Annotated in this window: 24 protein-coding genes, 17 tRNA genes and 2 rRNA genes; 36 read left to right on the forward strand and 7 right to left on the reverse strand. The window is 41.7% G+C overall.

Translation table 11 applies throughout. The features are described 5' to 3' along the window. Positions 1–31 precede the first annotated feature (31 nt). The 21 genes from MHH61_RS13275 (at position 32) to MHH61_RS13375 (ending at position 7484) form a co-directional block, all read left to right on the forward strand. Positions 32–2962 (forward strand): 23S ribosomal RNA (locus MHH61_RS13275). Between the two features lie 109 nt (positions 2963–3071). After that, positions 3072–3187: ribosomal RNA gene (gene rrf / locus MHH61_RS13280) — 5S ribosomal RNA — on the forward strand. A gap of 9 nt (positions 3188–3196) precedes the next feature. After that, positions 3197–3271 (forward strand) — tRNA-Asn (locus MHH61_RS13285). A gap of 4 nt (positions 3272–3275) precedes the next feature. Then, a tRNA-Ser gene (locus MHH61_RS13290) sits at positions 3276–3366 on the forward strand. A 17-nt stretch (positions 3367–3383) separates the two neighbouring features. Then, positions 3384–3458 (forward strand) — tRNA-Glu (locus MHH61_RS13295). Between the two features lie 33 nt (positions 3459–3491). Continuing rightward, a tRNA-Val gene (locus MHH61_RS13300) sits at positions 3492–3567 on the forward strand. Positions 3568–3582: 15 nt separating this feature from the next. After that, a tRNA-Met gene (locus MHH61_RS13305) sits at positions 3583–3659 on the forward strand. A gap of 4 nt (positions 3660–3663) precedes the next feature. Next, positions 3664–3740 (forward strand) — tRNA-Asp (locus MHH61_RS13310). An 18-nt stretch (positions 3741–3758) separates the two neighbouring features. Next, positions 3759–3834: transfer RNA gene (locus tag MHH61_RS13315), tRNA-Phe, on the forward strand. 6 nt (positions 3835–3840) lie between these two features. Continuing rightward, positions 3841–3913, forward strand: a tRNA-Thr gene (locus MHH61_RS13320). Positions 3914–3928: 15 nt separating this feature from the next. Next, positions 3929–4013, forward strand: a tRNA-Tyr gene (locus MHH61_RS13325). A 14-nt stretch (positions 4014–4027) separates the two neighbouring features. Beyond that, positions 4028–4101, forward strand: a tRNA-Trp gene (locus tag MHH61_RS13330). 29 nt (positions 4102–4130) lie between these two features. After that, positions 4131–4206: transfer RNA gene (locus MHH61_RS13335), tRNA-His, on the forward strand. A gap of 9 nt (positions 4207–4215) precedes the next feature. Then, positions 4216–4287 (forward strand) — tRNA-Gln (locus tag MHH61_RS13340). Positions 4288–4294: 7 nt separating this feature from the next. Beyond that, positions 4295–4369 (forward strand) — tRNA-Gly (locus MHH61_RS13345). Between the two features lie 5 nt (positions 4370–4374). Then, positions 4375–4445, forward strand: a tRNA-Cys gene (locus MHH61_RS13350). A gap of 14 nt (positions 4446–4459) precedes the next feature. Beyond that, positions 4460–4548, forward strand: a tRNA-Leu gene (locus MHH61_RS13355). Positions 4549–4585: 37 nt separating this feature from the next. Next, positions 4586–4667 (forward strand) — tRNA-Leu (locus MHH61_RS13360). Between the two features lie 453 nt (positions 4668–5120). Then, positions 5121–5546 carry a hypothetical protein gene (locus MHH61_RS13365; RefSeq protein ID WP_029707812.1) on the forward strand — a complete coding sequence of 142 codons (426 nt, stop codon included), beginning with the start codon at positions 5121–5123 and terminating at the stop codon, positions 5544–5546. Between the two features lie 420 nt (positions 5547–5966). Next, positions 5967–6761 (forward strand): phosphotransferase, encoded by a 795-nt coding sequence (locus MHH61_RS13370; RefSeq protein WP_125587360.1) that lies wholly within the window; start codon positions 5967–5969, stop codon positions 6759–6761. A gap of 18 nt (positions 6762–6779) precedes the next feature. Then, complete coding sequence (locus tag MHH61_RS13375) at positions 6780–7484, forward strand: hypothetical protein (RefSeq protein ID WP_024425350.1); 705 nt, start codon at positions 6780–6782, stop codon at positions 7482–7484. Between the two features lie 30 nt (positions 7485–7514). On the opposite strand, the gene MHH61_RS13380 is transcribed toward MHH61_RS13375, so the two are convergent. From MHH61_RS13380 to MHH61_RS13400, 5 genes are all read right to left on the reverse strand, one after another. Then, positions 7515–8060: a histidine phosphatase family protein gene (locus MHH61_RS13380; RefSeq protein ID WP_125587359.1), complete on the reverse strand. Its 546-nt coding sequence runs from the start codon at positions 8058–8060 to the stop codon at positions 7515–7517. Between the two features lie 62 nt (positions 8061–8122). Then, positions 8123–8320 carry a hypothetical protein gene (locus tag MHH61_RS13385; RefSeq protein WP_125587358.1) on the reverse strand — a complete coding sequence of 66 codons (198 nt, stop codon included), beginning with the start codon at positions 8318–8320 and terminating at the stop codon, positions 8123–8125. Between the two features lie 141 nt (positions 8321–8461). Then, complete coding sequence (locus MHH61_RS13390; protein ID WP_125587357.1) at positions 8462–8731, reverse strand: hypothetical protein; 270 nt, start codon at positions 8729–8731, stop codon at positions 8462–8464. A gap of 65 nt (positions 8732–8796) precedes the next feature. Further along, positions 8797–9486 carry a DUF1963 domain-containing protein gene (locus tag MHH61_RS13395; protein ID WP_125587356.1) on the reverse strand — a complete coding sequence of 230 codons (690 nt, stop codon included), beginning with the start codon at positions 9484–9486 and terminating at the stop codon, positions 8797–8799. An 18-nt stretch (positions 9487–9504) separates the two neighbouring features. Then, positions 9505–10308, reverse strand: a complete 804-nt coding sequence (locus MHH61_RS13400) for a DUF2262 domain-containing protein (protein WP_125587355.1) — start codon at positions 10306–10308, stop codon at positions 9505–9507. Between the two features lie 540 nt (positions 10309–10848). On the opposite strand from MHH61_RS13400, the gene MHH61_RS13405 reads away from it, so the two are divergent. Then, positions 10849–12792 carry an LTA synthase family protein gene (locus tag MHH61_RS13405; RefSeq protein WP_024427404.1) on the forward strand — a complete coding sequence of 648 codons (1944 nt, stop codon included), beginning with the start codon at positions 10849–10851 and terminating at the stop codon, positions 12790–12792. 155 nt (positions 12793–12947) lie between these two features. Continuing rightward, on the forward strand, positions 12948–13514 hold the full coding sequence (lepB, locus tag MHH61_RS13410; RefSeq protein ID WP_024425343.1) for a signal peptidase I: 567 nt from the start codon (positions 12948–12950) through the stop codon (positions 13512–13514). A 41-nt stretch (positions 13515–13555) separates the two neighbouring features. On the opposite strand, the gene MHH61_RS13415 is transcribed toward lepB, so the two are convergent. Beyond that, entirely contained in the window at positions 13556–14851 is a 1296-nt protein-coding gene (locus MHH61_RS13415) for a homocysteine synthase (protein WP_034624044.1), read from the reverse strand. 266 nt (positions 14852–15117) lie between these two features. Here MHH61_RS13415 and MHH61_RS13420 point away from each other — a divergent pair, with 266 nt between their 5' ends. The 12 genes from MHH61_RS13420 (at position 15118) to MHH61_RS13475 (ending at position 24360) form a co-directional block, all read left to right on the forward strand. Then, positions 15118–15273 (forward strand): FbpB family small basic protein, encoded by a 156-nt coding sequence (locus MHH61_RS13420; protein ID WP_029706872.1) that lies wholly within the window; start codon positions 15118–15120, stop codon positions 15271–15273. A 162-nt stretch (positions 15274–15435) separates the two neighbouring features. Beyond that, entirely contained in the window at positions 15436–16203 is a 768-nt protein-coding gene (locus tag MHH61_RS13425; RefSeq protein ID WP_125587354.1) for an ABC transporter ATP-binding protein, read from the forward strand. A 14-nt stretch (positions 16204–16217) separates the two neighbouring features. Continuing rightward, positions 16218–17210 carry an aliphatic sulfonate ABC transporter substrate-binding protein gene (locus MHH61_RS13430; RefSeq protein ID WP_125587353.1) on the forward strand — a complete coding sequence of 331 codons (993 nt, stop codon included), beginning with the start codon at positions 16218–16220 and terminating at the stop codon, positions 17208–17210. After that, positions 17207–18037 carry an ABC transporter permease gene (locus MHH61_RS13435; RefSeq protein WP_024425338.1) on the forward strand — a complete coding sequence of 277 codons (831 nt, stop codon included), beginning with the start codon at positions 17207–17209 and terminating at the stop codon, positions 18035–18037. The genes MHH61_RS13430 and MHH61_RS13435 overlap by 4 nt, the downstream gene beginning before the upstream one ends. A gap of 17 nt (positions 18038–18054) precedes the next feature. Next, the gene (gene ssuD, locus MHH61_RS13440) at positions 18055–19197 is read left to right on the forward strand and encodes an FMNH2-dependent alkanesulfonate monooxygenase (protein ID WP_125587352.1); all 1143 of its coding nucleotides are present in this window, start codon (positions 18055–18057) and stop codon (positions 19195–19197) included. A 540-nt stretch (positions 19198–19737) separates the two neighbouring features. After that, positions 19738–19950 carry a hypothetical protein gene (locus tag MHH61_RS13445; protein ID WP_024425336.1) on the forward strand — a complete coding sequence of 71 codons (213 nt, stop codon included), beginning with the start codon at positions 19738–19740 and terminating at the stop codon, positions 19948–19950. Positions 19951–20065: 115 nt separating this feature from the next. After that, a complete protein-coding gene (locus MHH61_RS13450; protein WP_025093295.1) occupies positions 20066–20812 on the forward strand; it encodes an ABC transporter ATP-binding protein in 747 nt (248 codons plus the stop codon). After that, the gene (locus tag MHH61_RS13455; RefSeq protein ID WP_125587351.1) at positions 20790–22256 is read left to right on the forward strand and encodes a hypothetical protein; all 1467 of its coding nucleotides are present in this window, start codon (positions 20790–20792) and stop codon (positions 22254–22256) included. The genes MHH61_RS13450 and MHH61_RS13455 overlap by 23 nt, the downstream gene beginning before the upstream one ends. Further along, positions 22240–23145 (forward strand): PqqD family protein, encoded by a 906-nt coding sequence (locus MHH61_RS13460; protein WP_025093297.1) that lies wholly within the window; start codon positions 22240–22242, stop codon positions 23143–23145. Before MHH61_RS13455 ends, MHH61_RS13460 begins: the two co-directional genes overlap by 17 nt. After that, on the forward strand, positions 23142–23423 hold the full coding sequence (locus tag MHH61_RS13465; protein ID WP_024425332.1) for a hypothetical protein: 282 nt from the start codon (positions 23142–23144) through the stop codon (positions 23421–23423). Before MHH61_RS13460 ends, MHH61_RS13465 begins: the two co-directional genes overlap by 4 nt. Before the next feature lie 79 nt (positions 23424–23502). Beyond that, on the forward strand, positions 23503–24159 hold the full coding sequence (locus MHH61_RS13470) for a hypothetical protein (protein ID WP_125587350.1): 657 nt from the start codon (positions 23503–23505) through the stop codon (positions 24157–24159). Between the two features lie 127 nt (positions 24160–24286). Further along, positions 24287–24360, forward strand: a tRNA-Gly gene (locus MHH61_RS13475). A 98-nt stretch (positions 24361–24458) separates the two neighbouring features. On the opposite strand, the gene MHH61_RS13480 is transcribed toward MHH61_RS13475, so the two are convergent. Further along, the gene (locus tag MHH61_RS13480; RefSeq protein WP_241218609.1) at positions 24459–25055 is read right to left on the reverse strand and encodes a hypothetical protein; all 597 of its coding nucleotides are present in this window, start codon (positions 25053–25055) and stop codon (positions 24459–24461) included. 83 nt (positions 25056–25138) lie between these two features. Between MHH61_RS13480 and queG the strand changes: the two genes are divergently transcribed. Beyond that, entirely contained in the window at positions 25139–26287 is a 1149-nt protein-coding gene (queG, locus tag MHH61_RS13485) for a tRNA epoxyqueuosine(34) reductase QueG (protein WP_024427417.1), read from the forward strand. The last annotated feature ends 52 nt before the right edge of the window (positions 26288–26339 follow it).

The following is a 26339-nucleotide window of genomic DNA, read 5'->3' on the forward strand; positions in this document are numbered from 1 at the left end:
ACACATAGTGATTCTTTCTAAAGTAAGAAATGGTTAAGTTAGAAAGGGCGCACGGTGGATGCCTTGGCACTAGGAGCCGATGAAGGACGGGACGAACACCGATATGCTTCGGGGAGCTGTAAGCAAGCTTTGATCCGGAGATTTCCGAATGGGGAAACCCACTGCTCGTAATGGAGTAGTATCCATACTTGAATACATAGAGTATGAGAAGGCATACCCGGGGAACTGAAACATCTAAGTACCCGGAGGAAGAGAAAGCAAATGCGATTCCCTGAGTAGCGGCGAGCGAAACGGGAACAGCCCAAACCAAGAGGCTTGCCTCTTGGGGTTGTAGGACACTCTATACGGAGTTACAAAGGAATGATATAAGCGAAGAGGTCTGGAAAGGCCCGCCAAAGAAGGTAACAGCCCTGTAACTGAAATGTCATTCTCTCCAGAGTGGATCCTGAGTACGGCGGAACACGTGAAATTCCGTCGGAATCCGGGAGGACCATCTCCCAAGGCTAAATACTCCCTAGTGACCGATAGTGAACCAGTACCGTGAGGGAAAGGTGAAAAGCACCCCGGAAGGGGAGTGAAATAGATCCTGAAACCGTGTGCCTACAAGTAGTCAGAGCCCGTTAACGGGTGATGGCGTGCCTTTTGTAGAATGAACCGGCGAGTTACGATCCCGTGCAAGGTTAAGCAGAAGATGCGGAGCCGCAGCGAAAGCGAGTCTGAATAGGGCGCATGAGTACGTGGTCGTAGACCCGAAACCAGGTGATCTACCCATGTCCAGGGTGAAGTTCAGGTAACACTGAATGGAGGCCCGAACCCACGCACGTTGAAAAGTGCGGGGATGAGGTGTGGGTAGGGGTGAAATGCCAATCGAACCTGGAGATAGCTGGTTCTCTCCGAAATAGCTTTAGGGCTAGCCTCAAGGTAAGAGTCTCGGAGGTAGAGCACTGATTGGACTAGGGGCCCCTACCGGGTTACCGAATTCAGTCAAACTCCGAATGCCGATGACTTATCCTTGGGAGTCAGACTGCGAGTGATAAGATCCGTAGTCGAAAGGGAAACAGCCCAGACCGCCAGCTAAGGTCCCAAAGTATACGTTAAGTGGAAAAGGATGTGGAGTTGCTTAGACAACCAGGATGTTGGCTTAGAAGCAGCCACCATTTAAAGAGTGCGTAATAGCTCACTGGTCGAGTGACTCTGCGCCGAAAATGTACCGGGGCTAAACGTATCACCGAAGCTGCGGACTGTTCTTACGAACAGTGGTAGGAGAGCGTTCTAAGGGCTGTGAAGCCAGACCGGAAGGACTGGTGGAGCGCTTAGAAGTGAGAATGCCGGTATGAGTAGCGAAAGACGGGTGAGAATCCCGTCCACCGAATGCCTAAGGTTTCCTGAGGAAGGCTCGTCCGCTCAGGGTTAGTCGGGACCTAAGCCGAGGCCGAAAGGCGTAGGCGATGGACAACAGGTTGATATTCCTGTACCACCTCCTCACCATTTGAGCAATGGGGGGACGCAGGAGGATAGGGTAAGCGCGGTATTGGATATCCGCGTCCAAGCAGTTAGGCTGGGAAATAGGCAAATCCGTTTCCCGTGAAGGCTGAGCTGTGATGGCGAGCGAAATTTAGTAGCGAAGTTCCTGATTCCACACTGCCAAGAAAAGCCTCTAGCGAGGTGAGAGGTGCCCGTACCGCAAACCGACACAGGTAGGCGAGGAGAGAATCCTAAGGTGATCGAGAGAACTCTCGTTAAGGAACTCGGCAAAATGACCCCGTAACTTCGGGAGAAGGGGTGCTTCTTAGGGTGTTAAAGCCCCGAGAAGCCGCAGTGAATAGGCCCAGGCGACTGTTTAGCAAAAACACAGGTCTCTGCGAAGCCGTAAGGCGAAGTATAGGGGCTGACGCCTGCCCGGTGCTGGAAGGTTAAGAGGAGCGCTTAGCGTAAGCGAAGGTGCGAATTGAAGCCCCAGTAAACGGCGGCCGTAACTATAACGGTCCTAAGGTAGCGAAATTCCTTGTCGGGTAAGTTCCGACCCGCACGAAAGGCGCAACGATCTGGGCACTGTCTCAACGAGAGACTCGGTGAAATTATAGTACCTGTGAAGATGCAGGTTACCCGCGACAGGACGGAAAGACCCCGTGGAGCTTTACTGCAGCCTGATATTGAATGTTGGTACAGCTTGTACAGGATAGGTAGGAGCCTTGGAAACCGGAGCGCTAGCTTCGGTGGAGGCATCGGTGGGATACTACCCTGGCTGTATTGACCTTCTAACCCGCTGCCCTTATCGGGCAGGGAGACAGTGTCAGGTGGGCAGTTTGACTGGGGCGGTCGCCTCCTAAAATGTAACGGAGGCGCCCAAAGGTTCCCTCAGAATGGTTGGAAATCATTCGCAGAGTGTAAAGGCACAAGGGAGCTTGACTGCGAGACCTACAAGTCGAGCAGGGACGAAAGTCGGGCTTAGTGATCCGGTGGTTCCGCATGGAAGGGCCATCGCTCAACGGATAAAAGCTACCCCGGGGATAACAGGCTTATCTCCCCCAAGAGTCCACATCGACGGGGAGGTTTGGCACCTCGATGTCGGCTCATCGCATCCTGGGGCTGTAGTCGGTCCCAAGGGTTGGGCTGTTCGCCCATTAAAGCGGTACGCGAGCTGGGTTCAGAACGTCGTGAGACAGTTCGGTCCCTATCCGTCGCGGGCGCAGGAAATTTGAGAGGAGCTGTCCTTAGTACGAGAGGACCGGGATGGACGCACCGCTGGTGTACCAGTTGTTCTGCCAAGGGCATCGCTGGGTAGCTATGTGCGGACGGGATAAGTGCTGAAAGCATCTAAGCATGAAGCCCCCCTCAAGATGAGATTTCCCATTCCGCAAGGAAGTAAGATCCCTGAAAGATGATCAGGTTGATAGGTCTGAGGTGGAAGCGTGGTGACACGTGGAGCTGACAGATACTAATAGATCGAGGACTTAACCTATATTCTAATGTGAAGCATGAACATTGTTATCTAGTTTTGAGAGAATATTTTTAAAATATCTCTTGATTTATTTTCAATACATAGTATAATATCTTTTGTCACTAAATTGTCTGGTGATGATGGCGAAGAGGTCACACCCGTTCCCATACCGAACACGGAAGTTAAGCTCTTCAGCGCCGATGGTAGTTGGGGGGTTCCCCCTGTGAGAGTAGGACATCGCCAGGCTTTCTTCATTCCGCAGTAGCTCAGTGGTAGAGCTATCGGCTGTTAACCGATCGGTCGTAGGTTCGAATCCTACCTGCGGAGCCAATTTGGAGAGCTGTCCGAGTGGCCGAAGGAGCACGATTGGAAATCGTGTAGGCGGTAACCCCGTCTCAAGGGTTCGAATCCCTTGCTCTCCGCCACAATTTACATAATAAAGGGCCCGTTGGTCAAGCGGTTAAGACACCGCCCTTTCACGGCGGTAACACGGGTTCGAATCCCGTACGGGTCACCATTTTTATAGAATATACACCAGCATTTTTTATTCGGAGGATTAGCTCAGCTGGGAGAGCATCTGCCTTACAAGCAGAGGGTCGGCGGTTCGAGCCCGTCATCCTCCACCATATCTTTTATATCGTCGCGGGGTGGAGCAGTTCGGTAGCTCGTCGGGCTCATAACCCGAAGGTCGCAGGTTCAAATCCTGCCCCCGCAACCAAAATGGTCCGGTAGTTCAGTTGGTTAGAATGCCTGCCTGTCACGCAGGAGGTCGCGGGTTCGAGTCCCGTCCGGACCGCCATTTTTCAAAAGAATACTTGGCTCGGTAGCTCAGTTGGTAGAGCAACGGACTGAAAATCCGTGTGTCGGCGGTTCGATTCCGTCCCGAGCCACCACTATTTGCCGGTGTAGCTCAATTGGTAGAGCAACTGACTTGTAATCAGTAGGTTGGGGGTTCAAGTCCTCTTGCCGGCACTGTTTTTCAAAAGTGGAGGGGTAGCGAAGTGGCTAAACGCGGCGGACTGTAAATCCGCTCCCTCCGGGTTCGGCGGTTCGAATCCGCCCCCCTCCACCATTTTTTGTTTTCATAGGGGCATAGTTTAACGGTAGAACAGAGGTCTCCAAAACCTCCGGTGTGGGTTCGATTCCTACTGCCCCTGCCAATTATACTTTATAATTCATTACATCTATGGCGGTTGTGGCGAAGTGGTTAACGCACCAGATTGTGGCTCTGGCACTCGTGGGTTCGATTCCCATCAATCGCCCCATTTTATTATTGGGCTATAGCCAAGCGGTAAGGCAACGGACTTTGACTCCGTCATGCGTTGGTTCGAATCCAGCTAGCCCAGTTGATGTGCGGAAGTAGTTCAGTGGTAGAACACCACCTTGCCAAGGTGGGGGTCGCGGGTTCGAATCCCGTCTTCCGCTCCAATAATGGCGGCATAGCCAAGTGGTAAGGCAGAGGTCTGCAAAACCTTTATCCCCGGTTCAAATCCGGGTGTCGCCTTTTTTGAAAAGACTGCCGGGGTGGTGGAATTGGCAGACACACAGGACTTAAAATCCTGCGGTAGGTGACTACCGTGCCGGTTCAAGTCCGGCCCTCGGCACCATTGTTTTTAAATATAAGTTGCGCTCTTTAATGATCATGCCGGTGTGGCGGAATTGGCAGACGCGCACGACTCAAAATCGTGTTCCTCACGGAGTGCCGGTTCGACCCCGGCCACCGGTATCTAGTTTTCGATATTCTTTATTATCGTCAATCACAGAAGAATTAAAGAATATCAACGTTTAAAACGTCTTTCTACAAATTGTAGGAGGGCGTTTTTTATTTGTTTTTTAGCTGATTTTTCACACGATAAAATTACTTCAAATCGTTTCACTGCTGAAAGGGGACCTAGCTAAATGGCAAGACGTAAAAATATCTTAGACCAAGGTGAATTGGCAATTTTAGAAAAGGAAACTAAGTCTTATGTTGAATCATTTCGGGAAGCTATTGAATTATTTGTTTAGGACTGTGAGTAATAAATTTTTAAGGCGTTTCTTAATTCTCTAACAGCAATATGACAGAGGAACATATTAAGGAGATTACTTTTACTTTATTGATGGTTACCTTATGATTAAACTAAAGAGGCAGGATAATTGAAGAAGGATTGGATATAAATTGTACATAAGAGGTGTTGTAATGATTACGGTTAAAAATGCTGAAAGTTATCTTAAAGATAGCATTGGTGAAGATACCGATGATATAAAAAAGGTTTGGGAAACATTTAAGGCTTTTTCAAAGGAGACAGTTGAGGGCGAAGAAGATAAAGAAATTTTATTTCAGTGTGGTGTCTATGATTTTACAGGAGAGGAAGTATTTCATTTTGACTTTGTACGTCAGTTTACAGTTTATGAAGAAGATGATTATTCTCACATGGAACAACTACACTGTGAATTTTTATTTAAACCAACAAGCGAGTTAAAAAAGTTAAAGGTGGTAGAAGAATGGTCAATGGATTATGACGATATCGATCATTTTTTTTATCATATTGAAAGTATTCATGAGTTTAAAATACCTTTGAGTTTAAAGCCGATAAAATCAGAAATATATCAGGAAGAGCTTTAATTCTTCATTCATTAACGGGTGCTTTACTATAAGAGGGTATACCTTGCCTTTTTGGAATAATTTATCATCTGGTTCGACCCCGGCCACCGGTATCTGTTAAAAGTTTCATGATTGGTTTTTCCATGAACCTAACGTTTCACCCTCGTGGTAAAACGTTTTTTTGTGGTTTAAATGAGTTATTTAGATAAAAAATAGGAACCTATTAGAACATAATGAGTATGTACTTCTTTTAGCAGAATAATCTTTAGATGATTTGCAACATTTGATAAGATACATTTAACCATGTAAGGAAACAAAATGGAGCAGCACATTCACATAAAACTGTTGTACTACCTTTGAGTAACTAAATTTGAATATTTGTGGGTACATACACATCTTTAACTGACATCAACATGGTGACCCAGTTTGAGGGGAGAATTGATGAAAAAACAAAATGCTCATGAAGAGTTATTGACAGGTGGAAATGTCTCGAACGTATATCGTTCGGGAGATACGGTTCGTCGAGAAGTAAAGTCAGACAATATCAATATACGAAAGCTGCTAAAGCATTTAGAAAAAAAGAATTTCTCCTATGCTCCAAAGTTTTTAGGGGTTGATGAACAAGGTAGAGAGATATTGTCCTTCATTGAAGGCGTAGCCGGTCATGAGCCTTTAAAAGAATATATGTGCTCTCACCATGCCTTAAAAGAAATAGCGAGAATGCTTAGACTGTATCATGATGCTGTTCATGATTTTCCCATTTCAGACGATTGGGAACGAATGGACAATACGCCTGTCGAAATAGAGGTTGTGTGTCATAATGATTTTGCAATGTACAACATCATTTTCAATAATGAAAAACCAGTAGGTATCATTGATTTTGATGTAGCTGCTCCTGGTCCAAGACTTTGGGATATGGCATATACTCTGTATACATGTGTACCTATCAGTAGGTTTTTTCGCACCAAAACAGGAGACATCGTGAACTATCATTCATCAGACCATGCAGACCAGATAAAGCATAGAGTGAAACTGTTTTTTGAAGCTTATGGTGAGGAAATAGCAGAAGATTATTTGGATATGGTGCTGCTGCGTTTAGAAGGATTATGTCAGTATATGAAACGAAAAGCGAGTGAGGGGGATATCGCTTTTCAAAACATGATTCAAGAAGGACATCTTGAACATTATCAAAAAGACATTCAATTTATTCATGAACATGGAAAAGAATGGATGTAAAGAGGCGGCGTTGTGATTATGCAAACGAAGACGATATTACAGGCTATCATTCAAGACGAGGGAGTAAATGATTATCCTCTTTTTAGACAGTACTGTGTGAGAAAAGAACAGGGCCTGCGTAAAGATGCGCTAAACGTTCTTCAGGCCTTTATTGAAGAGATGAAAGAGAACGATTTTGAAGTACAGCGGGAATTTGCTGCTTGGCTGTTTGAGTGGATTGAACGGTTTGAGGATGGTCATCATCTGCTTGTGTATCCGCTGGTAAATGGGGTAATCCAGCCTGTTTTTCAAACGTGGGAGAATGTTGATCCATTGGATGTGAGACCGTATCGCTGGCAAGGTTTGTTTGTGCATCAGGGAGAAGGGCTGCCTCATTTATTGAAGGCACTAGAGCTTGGGGGCAGCAAGGAACAGCGTGTGATTGTTCAAATTTGCGAAACCTATTTATCGGCCTTGTGGTATTCGTTTCATCATATACATGAAGATCTTTATTTAAGCACCTATGAGAAGGATCAAGAGAGAATTCAAGGGATTGAACGTGTTATGATGCTGATTCAAGATAAAAGAATTCGAACCAATGTTCAAAAACAAGCCGTCTATTATGGCCAACTTTTAACGGACTGGATGACGTTTCAGCAGACGGAGACAAGAGGCTTTATGAAATGGTGTGCGGAGCGTAAGAAACCGTATGAGTGGGTAGAGTCCTTTTATTATCAGCAATAGATGAGAAAACGGCAGAGTTCATTCTGCCGTTTATTTATGCCATATTCGTTCTATTTCTACATGATTTGGTTTGAAATATCTCAGGGTATAGACATCTGGATTGCTTAGTTTCTTCCACTCCTCGAATCCAAGCGTTGGATCGGCATGTTTAAGAAGCAGGCTCATGATATTGCCATGTGTGACGAATAGGGTATGATCTGTTTCTAATTTTATTTGTTCGTGGAGTGCTTCTACAATACGATTCATGGCTTCTTGGCTCGATTCTCCGCCTTCACAGGTCATATGTAAGTCTGTAAAACTGAGCTTTAGTTTCTCATACCAATCGTCTATTGGTTTGCTGCTTAATACACGTTCAGAGAGGCGCTGATCGATTTTTATCTCGAGCTGTTTTGCATGAGCAAGAGGCTCAGTAGTTTGGATCGCTCGTTTATAAGGACTTGTGATAATTTGATTGAGATGAATGCTGGAAAAAAACTGTGCCAGTTCATGAGATTGAGTGATGCCTTGTGGTGTTAAAGCTGCATCTTTAGATTGTCCATCTGCTTGGCAGTGTCTGACGATATAAAATGTTTTCATTGGATACACCTTTCATTGAGTATAAAAAAATCATCCAGTATTGGATGAGGATTTACGAAGATCTAGGTAAGCTTGTTCGTATCTGTTTCTTTATAGGGATCTGTGAGCTTGGAGGTCAGGTCTAGATTGAACAAAAAATCATCGACGGTGTCTGTGCCAAAGGGAAGTGTGGAGAAATTGATTGGAATGCTGTCTACTTGCTTTTCTGAAGTGATTTGCTGTGCAGGCTGCTTTTTTCTCCAGTTCTTAAACAAGCGCATGTGAGGCCTCCTTTTCTTTGAAAAAGATGGATTTATACATAATATACGGGGAGAGTTGTCCAGGCGTCAAATGTTTTCTTCAAAAGGAACGATTCAATTGATAAACAAGAGCCACAGGAAAGTGCGGCTCTTGTTGTCAGTTTACATTGCATGCTGTAATGCTTGTAGTAATTTACGTTTGCATCTTAAGTTGTAGCGCTTCTTATGGAGTTTCTCCGTTTTAAACCTGCCTATGACACGTCGAACATCGGGATCATAAATGATGAGCTCTCTGCAAGTTTGATCATGTAATAGTGTTTGAAACCAGTAATATTTTTTGAGATGTGCTGCGTTCCTCGAGATATCCTCTTCATCCACTTGTAGAAAAGGGATATACACAGCAAGTGAAAAGATGTCTAAAATGAATCCCATTTTGCTTCCTCCTTTCATTGTTATTCATTACGCTTAGGAGAAGGCGAGGTTTCATTCAATAAACGTTAAAAACAATCCCAGTGCATAAACCATTCTTTTGATTCTTTGTCATAATAGAAATACATCGTGCCGTTATCACCAATCATGAAACGAGGTTTTTCTTCTGAGGCGATTTGCAGCATGAATTCGCCTTGTTGTTGATGGGGCGGGGATTGAATATACGCCCCATATCCACCGATTTTTGTGAACGAATAATTTGTGTATTGATTAAAGAAGTGGTTTGTGGCTTCTTCACTTTCGTTGACTTCTGATAAATCGACGTATGACCATGCTTCTTCCCAGCAAGGGAAGTCCCTTTGCTCATTTTCGTTCCATTGGATTTGAAAGGCTTTGAGCCCTCTCACTTCTTCAGGAGTTTCAGCTACTTCTAAACCTTCGATTGATGCATATTCAATGAGCTTCCAGCCTTCACCGTTTTTGGTGATATCAATCGGAAGTGTTTTCTGATTAAGAAAAATTTGAATCAGCTTACATTCATTGAAGCCGTTCATTCCTCCTGGCACTTCTGGTAAATAAATTTGTAAAATCGGAATCATGGCCCCATCTTGATCTGTCGGCCAGCCTTGGTTAGGATCGATGAAAAAATGGCCGGCAAACCAGCTGTGTATAGCTGGATCAGGACGGAAGCCGCCAATTTTGGCGATGGCTGGCGTTTTCCCGATTAGATTTAATTCTTGAAAAGCTTTGATTTCCATGGGTTATTCCTCCAGCCTTTAGCCTGCAATGTGTGCATCATGAAATGTGCCATTTATATTTCCTGTGACAATAATGACATGACCCCAAAATAAATCACCGTCATGATAGTAGACTTCAAACTCTCCCTCAGGGTAAACATGCAGGCTTTCAAGTGAAATGCGGCTTATAAATTGATTCAGTGTGAGTTCTTCTTGCTTTTCAGCTGATTCGTCTTGTTCCTGCCAATCCTTTGCTAGATCTATCAGCTGATTCGCGGCAAATGATTTAATAGAAGAATCCCATTTGGCTTGCTCTTGCATAAGTTGGTTTGCTGTTCGAAGAGAGTCATTTATTTTTTCATCTTCTTCGAGGTTGAAGTAGAGAAGGCACTCTTCATTGCTCCATTGGATCGTCTTTTCAAATAAGTCTAGTCCTTTCACTAACTCAAAGGTGCCAAGTGTATCATCATGATAATACACAGGCTTTTGGGCTTCTTCTAAAATTTCTTGAAGCGCTTGATCTTTTGTGTCTGTATTGATCAAAGATACAAGCATGAATTCACCTTCGCCTTTTCGAACCTGAAGTGTAACGATTGATTCTTTATGTAATTGTGCCTGTTTTTCCCTTAATCCCTCGTCATCTGTTAACCAGCAAAGTCTTACATTTTCGGTTGTGATACGGCCGTTTTCTTTCCAAGCAATCAGTGGAATAGAAGCGGTCCAAAGAGGTGCCTGGCCTGCTTTTCCTGCCCCTACGCCAGAAGGTCCTGTAACAGCAATGATAGTGACTACATCTTCTGAAAATCTCTCTTCAAAAGTGTTGATTTGTTTGTTAATCTTCATGTGATGTCCTCCAGCCTGATTTTTTTGTCATGAACATATAAGTGTTGTGATCAAGTTCTACCTCTTTATCACACCGCACATCAGTAGGGGAAATCAAGCTTTTTTTGTTTAAAACTGTTTTTTAGGGAGGTACATGGATTAATGGAGGTTGAGTCACAATAAAAGAAGCAAGGATCGAATTTTGTATAAATTTGGGTAAATGAGTCGAAAAGCCTAGGTGATTCTTCCTTTTCTTTATAATTACTTTGACACGAATAGATGAAAAAAGTAAAGTAATACTGAGTGATTTACAAAACCTTCTTCATCCACTAAAACATGAAGTGTGCGTAAATTTAATGTAAATGGATATTTTTCCTTTTATTTACTCGTATTTTTTTTGAAACTTATGATGCTTCTCATTCGTTATATTAAAGGAGCGCATGTATCCGGCGGAGACAGAGCATCGGCATGCTTGGCGAAGAAGATTTACATTTGCAAAATGAATGTAAATTTTTTATGATTTCATTTATATCAGAACGATGATAAGAAAGAAGAGGTTTTATGAAAAAAATATTTGCAAACAAATATAGCTTTTTTGTTTTGGCTGTCCTTTTATTCTGGGCTAAATCGTACACAGCCTACAAAATGGACTTTAATTTAGGAGTAAAAGGTTCTTTTCAAGAGGGGCTTCTCTTATTGAATCCATTTAGTTCAGCCATCGTGTTTTTTGGACTTGCTCTCTTTTTGAAGGGGCGTAAATCTGCCATTGTTTTAATTGTTATTGATTTTATTATGACCGCACTTTTATATGCAAATGTAGCGTATTACCGTTTCTTTGATGACTTTTTGACTTTCTCAACAATGAAGCAGGCAGGAAATCTTGGGGGAGGCATGACTGGCGGTGTGCTAGCAAGCATTAAGCCGCATGACCTTTTATACTTCCTTGATATTATCATTTTGATTGCGATTGTCATTTGGAGACCAGAAGTGAAGAAGTTCCAAATGAAAAAGACGTTTGCACTGCTGATTGTAGCTGCAGGTATTGGACTGTTCTTTGTAAACCTTCATTTGGCTGAAAAGGATCGTCCAGAATTATTAACGAGAACCTTTGATCATAAGTATGTTGTCAAATACTTAGGTGTTTATAACTATACGATTTATGATGGGGTACAAGCAGCACAAAACGCAACACAGGTAGCAAATGCAAGCAGTGAAGATTTAACGGATGTTGTGAACTATACGTCATCTCACTATGCGAAGCCAAATGCAGAGTATTTTGGTAAAGCAAAAGGCAAAAACATTATTAAAATTCATTTAGAAAGCTTCCAGTCTTTCTTAATTGACTACAAATTAAATGGAGAAGAAGTGACTCCATTCTTAAACAAACTGGCTCATGGGAAAGACGACTTTACGTATTTCGATAACTTCTTCCATCAGACAGGTCAAGGGAAGACATCAGATGCTGAGCTGATGATGGATAATAGTATGTTTGGCTTGCCAGAGGGAGCAGCATTTGTGACAAAGGGTGAAAATACCTTCCAATCACTACCTGCCATCCTAGATCAAAAAGCAGGCTATACGAGTGCAGTACTTCATGGGGACTATAAATCTTTCTGGAACCGTGACACGATTTATAAACATATGGGAATTGATCAATTCTTTGATGCTTCCTATTACAACATGGATGAAGAAAACCTTGTGAATATGGGTCTGAAGGATAAACCGTTCTTCAAAGAATCAATTCCAATGCTAGAATCAATGAAAAAGCCATTTTATGCACATTTAATGACACTGACAAATCACTATCCATTTAATTTAGATGAAAAAGATGCGACAATCGCTAAGGCAACAACTGGCGATAAAACAGTCGATAACTATTTCCAAACAGCAAGATATTTAGATGAGTCATTAGAGCAATTCTTCAAAGACTTGAAAAAATCAGGTATGTATAAAGACTCAGTCATTTTATTATATGGTGACCATAACGGTATTTCTGAGAACCATAACCGTGCAATGAGTGAAATTCAAGGGAAAGAAATCACTCCTTATCAAAATGCACAAAACCAGCGTGTTCCGCTCATGATTCGTATTCCTGGTAAGAAGGGCGGCGTGAACCATACGTATGGTGGTGAAGTCGACGTTATGCCAACACTTCTTCACTTACAAGGTATCGATTCAAATGAATTCGTGAATTTTGGAACAGACTTATTCTCTAAAAAGCATGATGAGACTGTTGCCTTCCGTAATGGAAACTATGTGACACCGAAATATACACTTGTCGATAATACCGTTTATGATACGAAAACGGGTAAAGTGGTGAAACAAAATAAAAAGACAGAGGCGATTAAAGCCCGTGTTGATAATCAGTTAAGTCTTTCAGATAAAGTGCTCTATAGGGATCTTCTTCGATTCCATAAGTTATCTGATTTCAAACCAGTGAATCCATCGGATTATTTCTATGGTAAAGCAAACAAAGAAAAAGAAGCGGATTCTTCTGCTAACTAACTGAGTTTTGGGCAAGCACAGAAAGGTGCTTGCCTTTTTCTCTCTCTTCGCTTGATTTGTTGGCAAAATATGTTTATATTTAGGGAGAAACAAGCGTGACGCCGGCTGGCAGCTGGTGACACACATTTCGTCCTTGGGGAATTCAGGAGGAGCTTATGACAACAAATACAAAAACACAAAAAAAGAAATCAGAATTATGGGGCTGGATCAAAGCCATCTTAATCGCATTTATTGCTGTTTTTATCATTCGAAACTTTTTATTCGCGCCATACATTGTCAAAGGATCTTCCATGTATCCGACATTGCATGATACAGAGCGGGTGTTTGTGAATAAAACGGTTGATTATTTCGGTGATTATAAACGAGGACAGATCATTGTTCTTGATGGGGAAGACCGCAGCACTCATTATGTCAAACGATTGATTGGTTTACCTGGTGATAAAATTGAAATGAAAAATGATCAGCTATATGTTAATGGAAAAAAAGTGGCGGAGCCTTACTTAGCATCAAACAAAAAGAAAGCAGCTGCAGATGGCACTTTGCTGACACCTGATTTTGGCCCTCTGACTGTTCCAAAAGGAAAGTACTTTGTCATGGGGGACAATCGCCAAAATTCAATGGACAGCCGCAACGGCTTAGGTCTTTTTACAAAGCGTGATATTCAAGGAACTACCTCATTTGTATTTTATCCTTTCCAAGACATTCGATTACTCAATCATTAAGAAACAATAAAAAAGCACACAGCCGTGTGCTTTTTTCTATGTCATTCAGACTGACTTTTTGTAATCGCCTGTTCAAGATCTGCAAGAATATCTTCAATCGCTTCTGTTCCAACAGATAAACGAATGAGCTCTGGTGTGACACCTGTCGCTTTTTGTTCTGCTTCGCTTAATTGCTGATGCGTTGTGCTGGCAGGGTGAATGATGAGGGATTTAGAATCGCCCACGTTTGCGAGGTGGGAGAAAAGCTGCACAGAATCAATGAGCCTTTTACCTGCTTCGCGTCCACCTTTAATACCGAATGTGAGGATTGCGCCTTGTCCTTTTGGTAAATAGGTTTGAGCAAGCTCATAGGATTCGTGACTTTCAAGACCCGGATAGCTTACCCAATCGACAAGAGGGTGATCCTGTAAGAATTGTGCTGTTTTCAAGGCATTTTCACTATGCCGCTCAAGACGAAGATGTAATGTTTCTAAGCCTTGCAGAAGTAAAAATGAGTTGAATGGTGACAGAGCTGCCCCTAAATCACGTAATAGCTGTACTCGTGCTTTTGTGATATAAGCCGCTTCTCCAATCGCTTCTGTATATGTCAGACCGTGATAGCTTGGATCTGGTTCAGTCAGTCCTTTGAACTTATCGCTGTCAGCCCAAGGGAATCGGCCGCTATCAACGATGACGCCGCCAATTGATGTACCGTGACCACCAATAAATTTTGTCGCTGAGTGGACGACAATGTCAGCACCGAACTCAATAGGTCTTAATAAATAAGGGCTGGCGAGTGTATTGTCCACAATAAGCGGGATATGATGCTTGTGTGCAATGGCTGAGATGGCTTCAATATGTAAAATGTCGCCTTTTGGATTCCCAATGCTCTCTGCATACACTGCCTTTGTTTTGTCTGTAATCGCTGCTTCGAGTTCTTCAAGGTTGGATGAATCGACAAATTTTACAGTAATTCCGAGTTTTTTGAGTGTATGGGCAAATAAATTGTAGGTGCCGCCATAAAGGCTGCTTGAGGAAACGATTTCATCTCCGGCTCCTGCAATGTTTAAAATAGAATAAGTCGTCGCTGCTTGTCCAGAAGAAACAGCAAGTGCACCAATTCCACCTTCAAGCTCAGCGATACGCTTTTCAAATACGTCATTTGTAGGGTTCATAATACGTGAATAAATATTTCCCGGTTCCTGAAGACCAAATAAATTCGCTGCATGCTCACTGTCTCTAAAACCAAATGAGCTCGTTTGGTAAATAGGCACGGCTCTTGAATAGGTCGCTGAATCAAGCTCCTGACCTGCGTGAATGGCTTTTGTTTCTAAACGAAATGGACGTTCCTCTGACATGTGTAAATCCTCCTTTTGTTAGATAAAACCAACTGTTTTGATAAGAAATATTTAATAAGACTATAAATCTTGTTCCCTGCTCGGTCAATCATTTTTTAGATAAATCTGAAAAAACAATAAATATAGTTGACAGGTAGGAATAGTGTGTATTAACATGAGCATACTGAAAACACGAACAAGAATGGCTGATCGGTCAACCGAAGGCTCTATCACTCAAGCATGAGTGAAGAGCCTTTTTTTATTTGAAAAAAGAAAGGATGATGAAGATGGAAAAAAAGAAAAAACGAAAAAAATACAGAAAACACATGGATCTCACACTAGACATATTGATTGAGCGGAACAAATATGAGATTTACAGCAGCAAGGAACGAATAGAAGCGATTTACGATCGGATCGATGAAAAACATACAAGGACAAAATAACCATTTTATAAATTTGAGTTGATTTATGGGATTAATATGATTTAGGATGGTGCTAACAAATCAATATAATTAGCTGATCGGACAACGCGAAGGCTCTTATCTCTTTTTGGGATAAGGGCCTTTCTGTGTATTTATCTGATCGCAAGAGGAGTGAAGGTTTCAATGACGATTTCAATTGATATTGTGGATAAATCCTTTTGGAAAAACAAACAGTCCATTCGGGTACTTGAAAACTTAAGATTGAGCATCATTCCTGGTGAATTTATAACAGTAATAGGTCCGAGCGGATGCGGGAAAAGTACGTTGCTAAAAATCATAGGCGGGCTCGACACAGCGTATGATGGGCAAATTTTGATAGGAGACAGACAGGTCACAGAACCAGGAATGAAACAGGGCTTTATCTTTCAGGAACACCGCCTGTTTCCATGGCTGACAGTCGAAGAAAATATAGCGGCCAATTTCAATTTAAAACAACAGGATGTACGCCGCAAAGTGGATGAACTGATTGAAATTGTTCGTTTAAAAGGATTTGCACACGCTTATCCACATGAGCTCTCCGGAGGAATGTCGCAACGGGTTGCCATTGCGAGAGCACTCCTTCGTGATCCGGAAATCTTATTGCTGGATGAACCATTTGGTGCGCTGGATGCATTCACACGAAAGCACTTGCAGGATGTGCTGCTGGACATTTGGCAGGAGAAAAAAACAACAATGATTCTCGTTACTCATGATATTGATGAATCGATTTATTTAGGAAATGAAATTGTGCTAATGCAAGCGAGACCTGGCCGAATCCATAAAATTCTTCCTGTGAACCTGCCTTTTCCGCGTGATAGAACGTCAACCGATTTTCAAAGCTTAAGACAAAAGGTGCTTTCAGAATTTGAGAAAACAGATGAATTGTTACTAACTGATGGATCAGGGATTTAGGGAGGGGAAATCGCATGAAAAAGAAACAGATGATCGTTATCTTTTTGACTCTTCTGCTTGTTTTAGCAGGGTGTGATCAAGCAGCAGATGGCTCAGAAAACAAGGTGAAAGAAATTAGGATTGGGATTCAGCAAAGTTTGAGCCCGCTGCTTTTAGCAAAGGAAAAAGGGTGGTTTGAACAATCATTTGAAAAAGAAGGAGTGAAGGTAAAGTGGGTGGAGTTTCAAAGTGGTCCTCCCCAATTTGAAGGACTTGCTGCAAATCAATTAGATTTCTCGCAAGTTGGAAACTCACCTGTCATAGGAGGTCAGGCAGCAGGTATTGATTTTAAGGAAATTGGTTTATCTCAGGATGGGCTGAAAGCGAACGGTATTTTAGTGAATAAGAACAGTAAGATTCAAAAAGTAGAAGACTTAAAAGGGAAAAAAATTGCTGTCGCTAAAGGGAGCAGTGGCTTTGACTTTTTATACAAAGTATTAGATCAGGCAGGTTTATCTGCGAAGGATGTTCAGATCATTCAGCTTCAGCCAGATGAAGCGATATCAGCATTTGAAAATGGGTCCGTTGATGCTTGGTCGATCTGGGAGCCGTTCTTATCACTTGAAACGATAAAGAAGGGAGCAAAGCTGCTAGTGAATGGGGAAGCGACCGATTTATATTCTCCAGGTTTCACACTTGTTCGAACTCAGTTTGCTGATCAGCATCCTGAACTAGTAGTGAAATTTTTAAAGGTTTATGACCAAGCGGTGAAATGGCAGAAGGCACATCGAAAAGAGGCTGTTACTCTATATGCGCGTGTAAAAAATTTAGATAAGAAGGTCGTCACACAAGTATTAAACAATACGGAACCACTCAATAAGCCCATTTCGAAGAAGATCATCAATGCTCAGCAGCATACCGCTGATTTTCAATATCAAACAAAAGCGATCAAGCGGAAAATTGATGTCAATCAGGTTGTAGATAATTCGTTTATTGAAAAAATGCTAAAAGAGGAGATGAATAAATGAAAGCTATTTCGAACCCGGCTTTAGCATCTAAAATTGAGCGGTCTAACAAAAAAAGGAGAAAAGCTTCTTCTTTATATAAGTTAAAGGGACTGGTATTACCTGTCCTACTTATTGCAATTTGGCAGATCATAGCTGGTTCTCAAATCGTTTCTTCCACTGTCTTGCCTTCGCCTGTCTTGATTGCAGAATCCTTTCGAGAGTTGATTCGTTCTGGTGAACTGTTTGGCCATCTATACATCAGCCTTTATCGAGCGATATGTGGATTTTTACTAGGGGGAGGCTTAGGTCTTTTGCTGGGCGTATGCGTAGGGTTTTCTAAAAAAACAGAGCAGTATGTAGATCCGACATTGCAAATGTTGAGAACCGTTCCACATTTAGCGGTCACTCCTTTATTCATCCTCTGGTTTGGCTTTGATGAAACGGCGAAAATTTTATTGATTGCACTTGGGGCTTTTTTTCCGATTTATATTAATACTTTTCTAGGTATTCGCAGTGTAGACAATAAGCTGTTTGATGTGGCTCGCGCCTTAGAGTTTAATGTGTATCAAAGCATCACAAAGCTAATTTTACCGGCTGCTCTTCCTCATATTCTTCTGGGCGTGAGACTGTCATTAGGAATTGCTTGGCTTGGTTTAGTGGTAGCTGAGTTGATGGGTTCAAGCAGCGGGGTAGGCTATATGATTATGGATGCAAGGCAATTCTCTCAAACGGATAAAGTGTTTGTAGGAATTATCATCTTTGCAGTAGTTGGTAAGCTGACAGATTCATTTGTACGTCTGTTAGAAAAGCGTCTGCTCAAGTGGCGCACTAGTTATCAAGGTGAATAATAACAGGGGGCGATGTTATGAATATTTTATGGTTTATTCCAACGCATGGAGACGGCCGTTATTTAGGATCAGCAAAAGGGGCAAGACAGGCAGACTATCCATATTTTAAACAGATTGCTCAAGCAGCTGATCAGCTTGGGTATACAGGGGTCTTGCTGCCTACTGGGAGATCATGTGAAGATCCATGGCTGACGGCAGCTGCTTTAGCTGCGGAAACCACTCATTTAAAGTTCCTCGTGGCTCTTAGACCAGGGCTGATGCAGCCGTCTGTTGCTGCTAGAATGACTTCTACATTAGATCGTCTTTCAGGCGGGAGACTGTTGATTAATGTGGTAGCAGGGGGAAGTAAAGAGGAGCTTGAAGGAGATGGGCTGTTCATTTCTCATGATGAACGCTATGAGGCAACAGAAGAATTTTTGACAATTTGGAAGCGGTTATTGAATGGAGAAAATGTACAATTTCATGGCAAACATCTACAAGCGGAGAATGGCCGTCTGTTATTCCCACCAGCTCAAACACCCCATCCACCAGTCTTTTTTGGCGGATCATCAGCAGCAGGAATTCAAGCAGCCGCCAAGCATACAGATGTCTATTTAACTTGGGGCGAACCGCCTGCACAAGTAAAAGAGAAAATTGCTCAAGTGAAGAAACAGGCTGAAAAGGAAGGAAGAACGGTGAAGTTTGGCATTCGTCTTCATGTGATTGTGCGAGATACCGAAGAGGAGGCATGGCAGGCAGCGGAACATCTGATTCGTCATTTAGATCAGAAAACAATTGAGGAGGCGCAAAAAGTTTTACAGGGGATGGACTCAGTAGGTCAAAAACGGATGGTGGAATTGCATCAAGGGAGGAAAGACAAACTTGAAATCAGCCCAAATCTTTGGGCAGGCATTGGTTTAGTACGCGGCGGTGCAGGAACAGCACTCGTCGGAGACCCGCAAACAGTAGCAGATCGTATCATAGAATACCAGTCTCTAGGCATTGATACATTTATCTTTTCTGGATACCCGCATCTAGAAGAAGCTTATTATTTAGCAGAGCTTGTTTTCCCGCTCCTTCCATTCAAGAGATCAGGGGCTACAGGACTCTCTGTGCCAGCTGGTGAAATTATTGGGAACAATCATTTCCCAGATGCTCCCTCTGCTGCTAGTTCCTCATAAATATGAAAAAGCAAAGCAGTCTGCGATGGCTGCTTTGCTTTTTTTCATAGAATAGCGGGAGTCTTATGTTGTGTACTGCTGAACAAAGTAAGGGCTTTTTTCCCAATCGCTTTTCTTGTATATACACATTTATAGAGTCAAGAAAAGAAGGGAAATATGCCCACTCTTTTATCAGAATGATCAGTAAATATTTCATAATTGGCATTATTGCGACATAAAATCAGGACTTTTTTATCTGATATATCGGGGGAATTCTTTCTATCTCACAAAAAAGAAAGAATAAATATGATAGATGATAAATATGGACTATTTGAAAAAAAGGAGAAAAAAGATGGTGCAAATGACATTAAATGGGTTTTGTGGTTCTTATGGGGTGTCAAAATCTAGTAAATAAGAGAGGGTTTAAACAGATGAAAGGGAATAATTGAATAAAAAGTCACATTTTAATCAAATGTATGTTCGGTCAAAAATGGGATGTTCTGTAGATGTTTGGAGTGTAACGCCTATGATACGATCATCATAAGCTGGGAGGTGAAAAGTATGACTTATGCAGCGCCGCAAGTTGACTATTCCACTATGGAACCTGCTATTATGGACCAAGCTTGGTTCTTAGTATTTGTTGCTGTCCTTCTTGGATTGGGAGCAACAGTCGTTCTAGGAGCAGCAGTTTGGTGTATCGCAAACGGCAAGGGTAGCTTTACAGGAGCCGTTCAGTGGGAAAGTGGCTTAAAAGTCAAAATTGAATGTAAGTAGCTATACTTAGGATTCATCTTTTTGCTTCTTAGATAAGACACCAGGGCTAAACCGTCTGTGGCGGGCGGTTTAGCCTAATCTGTTTTTAAAGAATATGCAGACACTTGGAGGTTATATGTTTACGATCGAGAATTTAACCAAGACGTATAAAAATAACGTGACTGCTGTCAATGATTTTCATTTAAAGATCGACCCTCATCAAATCGTTGCTGTTGCTGGACCGAATGGTTCGGGTAAAACAACGATGATTAACTGTATACTCGGCATTATTAAGCATACAGAAGGAAGGATTCACTTGCAGGACGTCCCAAATGATGAACCATCCTTTAAAAAACAAGTAGCCTATGTTCCAGATGACCTGCTGCTCCCTGAAGCATTGACTGGTGCTGAATATTTAGATTTTGTTTCTTCTATGTATGAATGTAAAACAATTCACAGAAGAAATCAACTAATTGAACTGTTTGATATGGACTCGGCTTTATCAAGACCGATCGAAACCTATTCACATGGAATGAAAAAAAAGACACAGTTGATTGCTGCATTTATGCTTGATAGTCAATTGGTGATCATGGATGAGCCCTTTAGAGGACTTGATATTGAAGCGGTTATAAACACAAAGAAACTGATGAAGCGGTATGCCGAGCACCATGGTGCGATCTTGCTTTCAACGCATGATATGCTTTCAGCGGAAGAGCTGTGCCACAAAATCGCCATTATTTCTAAAGGAAATAAAATGGATGAAGGGACGGTCTCAGCCTTAAAGGAGAAGTATCAATCAAGCACACTGGAACAGGTGTTTCTGAAAGCTTCAATGTTAAGTGATAGGGGTGCACATTTTGATGAAATCATTAATCATTTCTAAAATGATGCTTAAAATGTGGCAGCAGGAGATGTATAAGCTCTTTGATACTCAAACGAAGCGAATCATTGTGGTCTTATTCTTTTTGTTTGCCGTCACAATGGGAGCCATTATCGGATACAGCTTTACAGGTGTCTTTATGAAGGCTTTCTTAAATGGAGATGAACGTTCACTTGGATTACTTGTCGTGTCAATGGCGATCAATGCCTCTATTTTTACAAGCTTGTTATTCGTTTTGATCAAGGTCAGAACACCTGAACAAGACCGGTTTTCTATGCAGCTCAGCTGGTTCCCGCTCTCTACCTTTCAGAAAAGTTTTGGATACTTCATTCCGATGGTGACAGTGGTGGCAGGGCTTGTTTTATTTTTTATCGGCATCCTGCTTTTACCTAATTTTATTGCCCAGGGAATAGGTATTTTCTTTATCTTTACTTTCTTTTTGATGGTGCTTTTGCAGTCGCTTTTTGTCTTAATGCTGCTGCAGTTTATTTACAATATCACTTATTTGCTCGTTTTGAAATTAAGATTACCGTTGCAAAAATTTGCAGCGATCTTTGTTTTATTGGCACTCGTTGTCACGTATGGATTGACGCACTTTGATATTAGCCAAATTCAGCAATCATATATTCAGTTTGATTATCATTTGATGTATTTGACAGCACCGTTTTTCTTAGCCGCACAAGGAATGCCTCCTGAAGGGGTAAATTATGGGATCTTGATTCTGCTCATCCTCTTATCGGCAGGCGGCGCATTTGTTTCTCTTGCGATGATGCCGATTATGGCAGAGAAAAAAGCGTTAACCTTTTTACACAAGCTACCATTCTCTTCTTCAAAAAAGTGGTCACTTATTATGAAGGAAATGAAGTCACAGGTACGGAATGAAGAAAACATTTTAAACTTTCTTATTCTTCTTATTGTGATCTTATTCGTTCGTTATCAGTTTGGATTCCGCTTTGAAGAGGAAGCATTTTTTGTTCTATGCGCTCTTGCTGGATTAACAGCCTTCAATTCGTTTGGCAATGATAAACGAATGCTGGGCATGTATAAAACATTTGGTCTGAGATCGTGGGAAGTGGCTTTGTATAAGTTTATCGGCCTTCTGCTCGTAGGTGTACTGCAAATTGTTTTATTCATGCTGACAACGCTGACGCTTCCTGATCAGATTTGGCACGCATTGATTGGTGCCGCTGTGTTATGCAATGCGACTGCGCTCTTTTATATGGTAGGTATTTTACTTCCTCTTGATCGAAACAATCCCTATACAGGCATTTTTTCATTTGGAGCGCTTATTTTACTCATGATTCCGATTGTTTTTATTGGAAACTATGTCATAGGGGCGTCGAGTCAAACGCTTCAATGGCTGCTTGTGGCTGCATTTGAGGGTCTGCTCATCTTTGCCATATACAAAGGTTTTTCATGGAGGTATTCACATGATTCAACTTCTTAACAATAAGCTAAAGATTGAGCGGGTACCGGCACTAGCGCCGTATGTGACCTTACAAAAAAGGCATCTCACGGATACGCAGTATGGAAGCACACTCCCGATCAATGAAAGTGCCTATCATATGTTAACGAAAGTGGACGGTAAAAGAACTGAAGCGAGTATTACCGCAGAGCTCGCCGATTTGTTTCAGGTCGATGAGTCGGTGATTGCTCGTGATTTTTATCAGCTGATGATGGGATTGAATCAGCATCACTTGCTGTCTATTCATTATCATTCACCATATCGGATTGTGACAGCCTGCTGTCAATTTTTCAAGCAGTATCAAGTCAAAATGAAGGAACGATTTGATTGTACTGGTCACTCGTTCCTTCACATTTTTGGGACGGCTTTGCTCATGGTGACGCGTAAAATCATCTTTTTCTGGATGCTTTTTATGGTCATGGCAGGGATCGCTTTTTTATTCATTCCTGATCCGTCGATTGCAGCCATTGCGATTTATTTTACGATTATTTATTTCGGGTTAATTACCGGAACCGCCTTACATGAGGCGGCACATGGCTATGCGCATCGAAAATTTGCAGGACGGGATGGTCCTCAAGGCTTTTTTGCGAGTGACATGATGTCAGTGAAGTTTGTAAGGCCTGTATTAGACCCATTTCAGAAAAAGCAGGTATGGATTACGCTGCTTGGACCGCTTGTTCCCGGTGTGATTGGCGCAGCAGGCATTATTGTCACCATTTTATTTCTAAAAGAAAACCCGGTTTCGACAGCTTTTTTCATCTTTTCAATCACGTATTTTATTCAATTACTCTATCTTCTTCCGTTTATGGGGGATGGTAAGTCCATTATGAAGCAGCTATTGCTTGGGGGAATGGGAGGACAACGATCATGAACGTACAGGCGATGAAACAAGGCGCGATAGTTGGTAGTTTTCTAGGATTCTTAGGCTTTCCGATGCTGACAATCGGTGTACTGTTCTATCATTTATTTCAATCAAAAACGAATGATGCTTTATTATTTAACAGTCTCGCTTTTGAGATGGAAGGCTCTTCCGCATTTACTTTTCAGATCAAGCCAAACTTTTTTATTTATATGATGGTGATTTTTGCTGTGAGTTTTCTCATTGTGGCATTCCTATCAGCCATGAAACAGAAAAAAGCAAAAGGTTAGGAGAATTCTCCTAACCTTTTTTTGTGTTACGACCAAATTTTAGTATAATAAGAAATAAAAAACATCAAAGGGGATCACAATGTTTAAAAAATGGAGCATTCTTTTATTCACAGTTTTTCTATTAGCAGGATGCGGCGAGAAGGCCGAAGAAACCACGACAACCGAAAAGACGGTTTCGACAATAAAAACAGAGCCTGCCACTAAAAACCAAGTAACCATCGAACAAATGAAACTCTCAAAAAAAGAAAAAAACTTACTAGAAGCAGCAACGACTAATGAAAAGGTGGCTCTGACACTGAAAGGATTAACGAAGAAGAATAAGAGTATTACGTTTATGGGGAGTCATTACAAAAATGGACGATTAGTGGATAAGGAAGCATCATCTGCTACCTTTACTTTACACCAGGATGGAACCGACCAAACGGTGAATGTACTTCTTCAATTACATCATGAGAAAGATACATATGAATCACAATTTAGTATTTGGTCAAATAAAAAGAATGATGGGATGACGAAAGCGACATCAAGCTTTCCGTTCAAAGTAAGTGACTATGTATTTTCTGCACAATCTGAAACTGTCAAAGTTGCTTCTGGAGGAAAGGCACTGATTGCGTATACAGCGGCAATGGGGAAGGATGGAAATTCACCAATGCTTGAGGAAATTCAGAAGAATCCAAAGCAAGCGCTGAAAAATAAGTCACATGCATACTTATTTTATATCCAGCTAGATAAATAACTATCGTAATATATACGGAGAATATGAAGTTTTTTGACGAAAAATCTTCATATTCTCTTGACGAATTGTTAAGAAAGTTGTAACATAATAAAAGTCAACGCGATGACGTTGCTTTTAAAAGATTGATGCGGGTGTAGTTTAGTGGTAAAACCTCAGCCTTCCAAGCTGATGTCGTGAGTTCGATTCTCATCACCCGCTCCAATACATAACTTTGTTTATAACGCAGTATTTCGTTTCTTAGATAAACGAAGTGTTGCGTTTTTTATTATGTCAGTATAATGTGAAAAAGCACTGTCAGGCTACAGTGCTTTTTCAATGAGTTCATATTTGCTTTCTCCGCCATGTATTTGTACAAACATCTTCGTCAAGGATTGAATAAGAGCTTCACTCTTTTCCCGGGAAATAGATGGCGGGAAAAGGATGATTTGAAGAATGTTCTTTGTGTCTTGAGAAATTTGTGCTTTACTTGCTTGAGAAAATAATCCATTCAGTCCTGCGCTGTCCTGCCATTCGATGTGACCAGCCTCATGTTTTGCCACTGAAAGCGGTCCTTTGATGCGATCGGCATCTAAAGTCAGGATAGGTAAGAAATATTTTAGTGAGAAAAATATCGACAAATCCTGTACGGAATTGGTCGAGTCAATAAATTGTTCCTTTTGGATGTTAGAAAGAAGTGGAAGGAAAGGAACGTCTTTTAAAATATCCGTCCATTCTTTGATGGCTGATACTTCTTCTAAAACTTTATCTTCGTATTCAAAAAATAGGGATTCTTGAAACAGGCGTAATCGGCCTTTTAACATTTGAGGTGATGTACCCACTTCAATATGCGAATATTCAATCTGTCCAACATGGATAGACGGGTTTTGAGGATGAGAAATTTCCATATGTATCTTCACAGTGACTCACTCCAATCGGTCATGATACACTCGTATTATACTGAAAACAACAGAAGAAACAAAGAAAGGAGGTTTGCAAGGTGATTCATGTTGGAGAATTAAAAGAAGAATTGATTCAATATGCGAAAGAAATTGGTGTCGATAAAATTCGATTTGCAAGTGCCGACACATTTGATTCATTAAAGGACCGCCTCATCTTACATGAATCGTTAGGGTATTTGTCAGGCTTTGAAGAGCCTGATATTGAAAAAAGGACAAACCCTTCTTTGCTGCTTCCGAAGGCCAAATCAATTGTTGCGATAGCGCTCGCGTATCCTTCCAAAATGAAAGATGCTCCTCGAAGTACAAAGGATGCGAGACGGGGGATTTTTTGCCGGGCTTCATGGGGAACGGATTATCATGTTGTGCTGAAAAAAAAGCTTGATATGCTCGAAGAATTTTTGCGAAGCAAACATGTTGATATACGGACAAAATCAATGGTGGATACAGGAGAATTGTCTGATCGTGCTGTAGCGGAACGTGCTGGCATTGGTTTTAGTGCAAAAAACTGTATGATTATCACGCCAGAGTTTGGATCTTATGTGTATTTGGCTGAAATGATCACAAATGTCCCATTTGAACCGGATGAGAAAATTGAAGACCAGTGCGGAACTTGCAATAAATGTGTGGATTCGTGTCCAACGGGTGCGCTGGTGAATCCAGGACAGCTGAATTCTCAGCGGTGTATTTCATTTTTAACGCAGACAAAAGGCTTTTTACCTGATGAGTTTCGTTCGAAAATAGGGAATCGATTGTACGGGTGTGATACATGTCAAACTGTCTGCCCGATCAATAAAGGAAAAGACTTTCATCTGCATCCTGAAATGGAGCCAGACCCTGAAATTGCGAAGCCGCTGTTAAAGCCGCTTCTGACGATCAGCAATCGTGAGTTTAAGGAAAAATACGGTCATGTTTCAGGTTCATGGCGGGGGAAAAAGCCCATTCAGCGGAATGCAATTTTGGCACTCGCTCATTTTAAAGATACATCTGCCTTACCAGTATTAATTGAGTTGATGCACAAGGATCCAAGGCCGGTCATTCGAGGAACGGCTGCATGGGCAATTGGCAAAATTGGTGATGATCAGCAGCTCCCAGAGCTGGAAAAGGCCCTTGAGCGGGAAAGTGATGAAGAAGCGAAAGAGGAGATTGTGAAAGGGATTGAGCTTTTACAGACACCTTTAAATACTAAATAACATCCCTGTGAACATAGAATGAACCAAACAAAGATTTTAAAAAATGTTTGGT

It is taken from the genome of Bacillus sp. FSL K6-3154, assembly GCF_040869395.1.
In the GTDB taxonomy this organism is placed as follows: domain Bacteria; phylum Bacillota; class Bacilli; order Bacillales; family Bacillaceae; genus Bacillus; species Bacillus safensis.

Coding starts and splice junctions, on each gene's coding strand:
- MHH61_RS13365 (WP_029707812.1), top strand. CDS start 5,121: ATGATTACGGTTAAAAATGCTGAAAGTTATCTTAAAGATAGCATTGGT.
- MHH61_RS13370 (WP_125587360.1), top strand. CDS start 5,967: ATGAAAAAACAAAATGCTCATGAAGAGTTATTGACAGGTGGAAATGTC.
- MHH61_RS13375 (WP_024425350.1), top strand. CDS start 6,780: ATGCAAACGAAGACGATATTACAGGCTATCATTCAAGACGAGGGAGTA.
- MHH61_RS13380 (WP_125587359.1), bottom strand. CDS start 8,060: ATGAAAACATTTTATATCGTCAGACACTGCCAAGCAGATGGACAATCT.
- MHH61_RS13385 (WP_125587358.1), bottom strand. CDS start 8,320: ATGCGCTTGTTTAAGAACTGGAGAAAAAAGCAGCCTGCACAGCAAATC.
- MHH61_RS13390 (WP_125587357.1), bottom strand. CDS start 8,731: ATGGGATTCATTTTAGACATCTTTTCACTTGCTGTGTATATCCCTTTT.
- MHH61_RS13395 (WP_125587356.1), bottom strand. CDS start 9,486: ATGGAAATCAAAGCTTTTCAAGAATTAAATCTAATCGGGAAAACGCCA.
- MHH61_RS13400 (WP_125587355.1), bottom strand. CDS start 10,308: ATGAAGATTAACAAACAAATCAACACTTTTGAAGAGAGATTTTCAGAA.
- MHH61_RS13405 (WP_024427404.1), top strand. CDS start 10,849: ATGAAAAAAATATTTGCAAACAAATATAGCTTTTTTGTTTTGGCTGTC.
- lepB (WP_024425343.1), top strand. CDS start 12,948: ATGACAACAAATACAAAAACACAAAAAAAGAAATCAGAATTATGGGGC.
- MHH61_RS13415 (WP_034624044.1), bottom strand. CDS start 14,851: ATGTCAGAGGAACGTCCATTTCGTTTAGAAACAAAAGCCATTCACGCA.
- MHH61_RS13420 (WP_029706872.1), top strand. CDS start 15,118: ATGGAAAAAAAGAAAAAACGAAAAAAATACAGAAAACACATGGATCTC.
- MHH61_RS13425 (WP_125587354.1), top strand. CDS start 15,436: ATGACGATTTCAATTGATATTGTGGATAAATCCTTTTGGAAAAACAAA.
- MHH61_RS13430 (WP_125587353.1), top strand. CDS start 16,218: ATGAAAAAGAAACAGATGATCGTTATCTTTTTGACTCTTCTGCTTGTT.
- MHH61_RS13435 (WP_024425338.1), top strand. CDS start 17,207: ATGAAAGCTATTTCGAACCCGGCTTTAGCATCTAAAATTGAGCGGTCT.
- ssuD (WP_125587352.1), top strand. CDS start 18,055: ATGAATATTTTATGGTTTATTCCAACGCATGGAGACGGCCGTTATTTA.
- MHH61_RS13445 (WP_024425336.1), top strand. CDS start 19,738: ATGACTTATGCAGCGCCGCAAGTTGACTATTCCACTATGGAACCTGCT.
- MHH61_RS13450 (WP_025093295.1), top strand. CDS start 20,066: ATGTTTACGATCGAGAATTTAACCAAGACGTATAAAAATAACGTGACT.
- MHH61_RS13455 (WP_125587351.1), top strand. CDS start 20,790: ATGAAATCATTAATCATTTCTAAAATGATGCTTAAAATGTGGCAGCAG.
- MHH61_RS13460 (WP_025093297.1), top strand. CDS start 22,240: ATGATTCAACTTCTTAACAATAAGCTAAAGATTGAGCGGGTACCGGCA.
- MHH61_RS13465 (WP_024425332.1), top strand. CDS start 23,142: ATGAACGTACAGGCGATGAAACAAGGCGCGATAGTTGGTAGTTTTCTA.
- MHH61_RS13470 (WP_125587350.1), top strand. CDS start 23,503: ATGTTTAAAAAATGGAGCATTCTTTTATTCACAGTTTTTCTATTAGCA.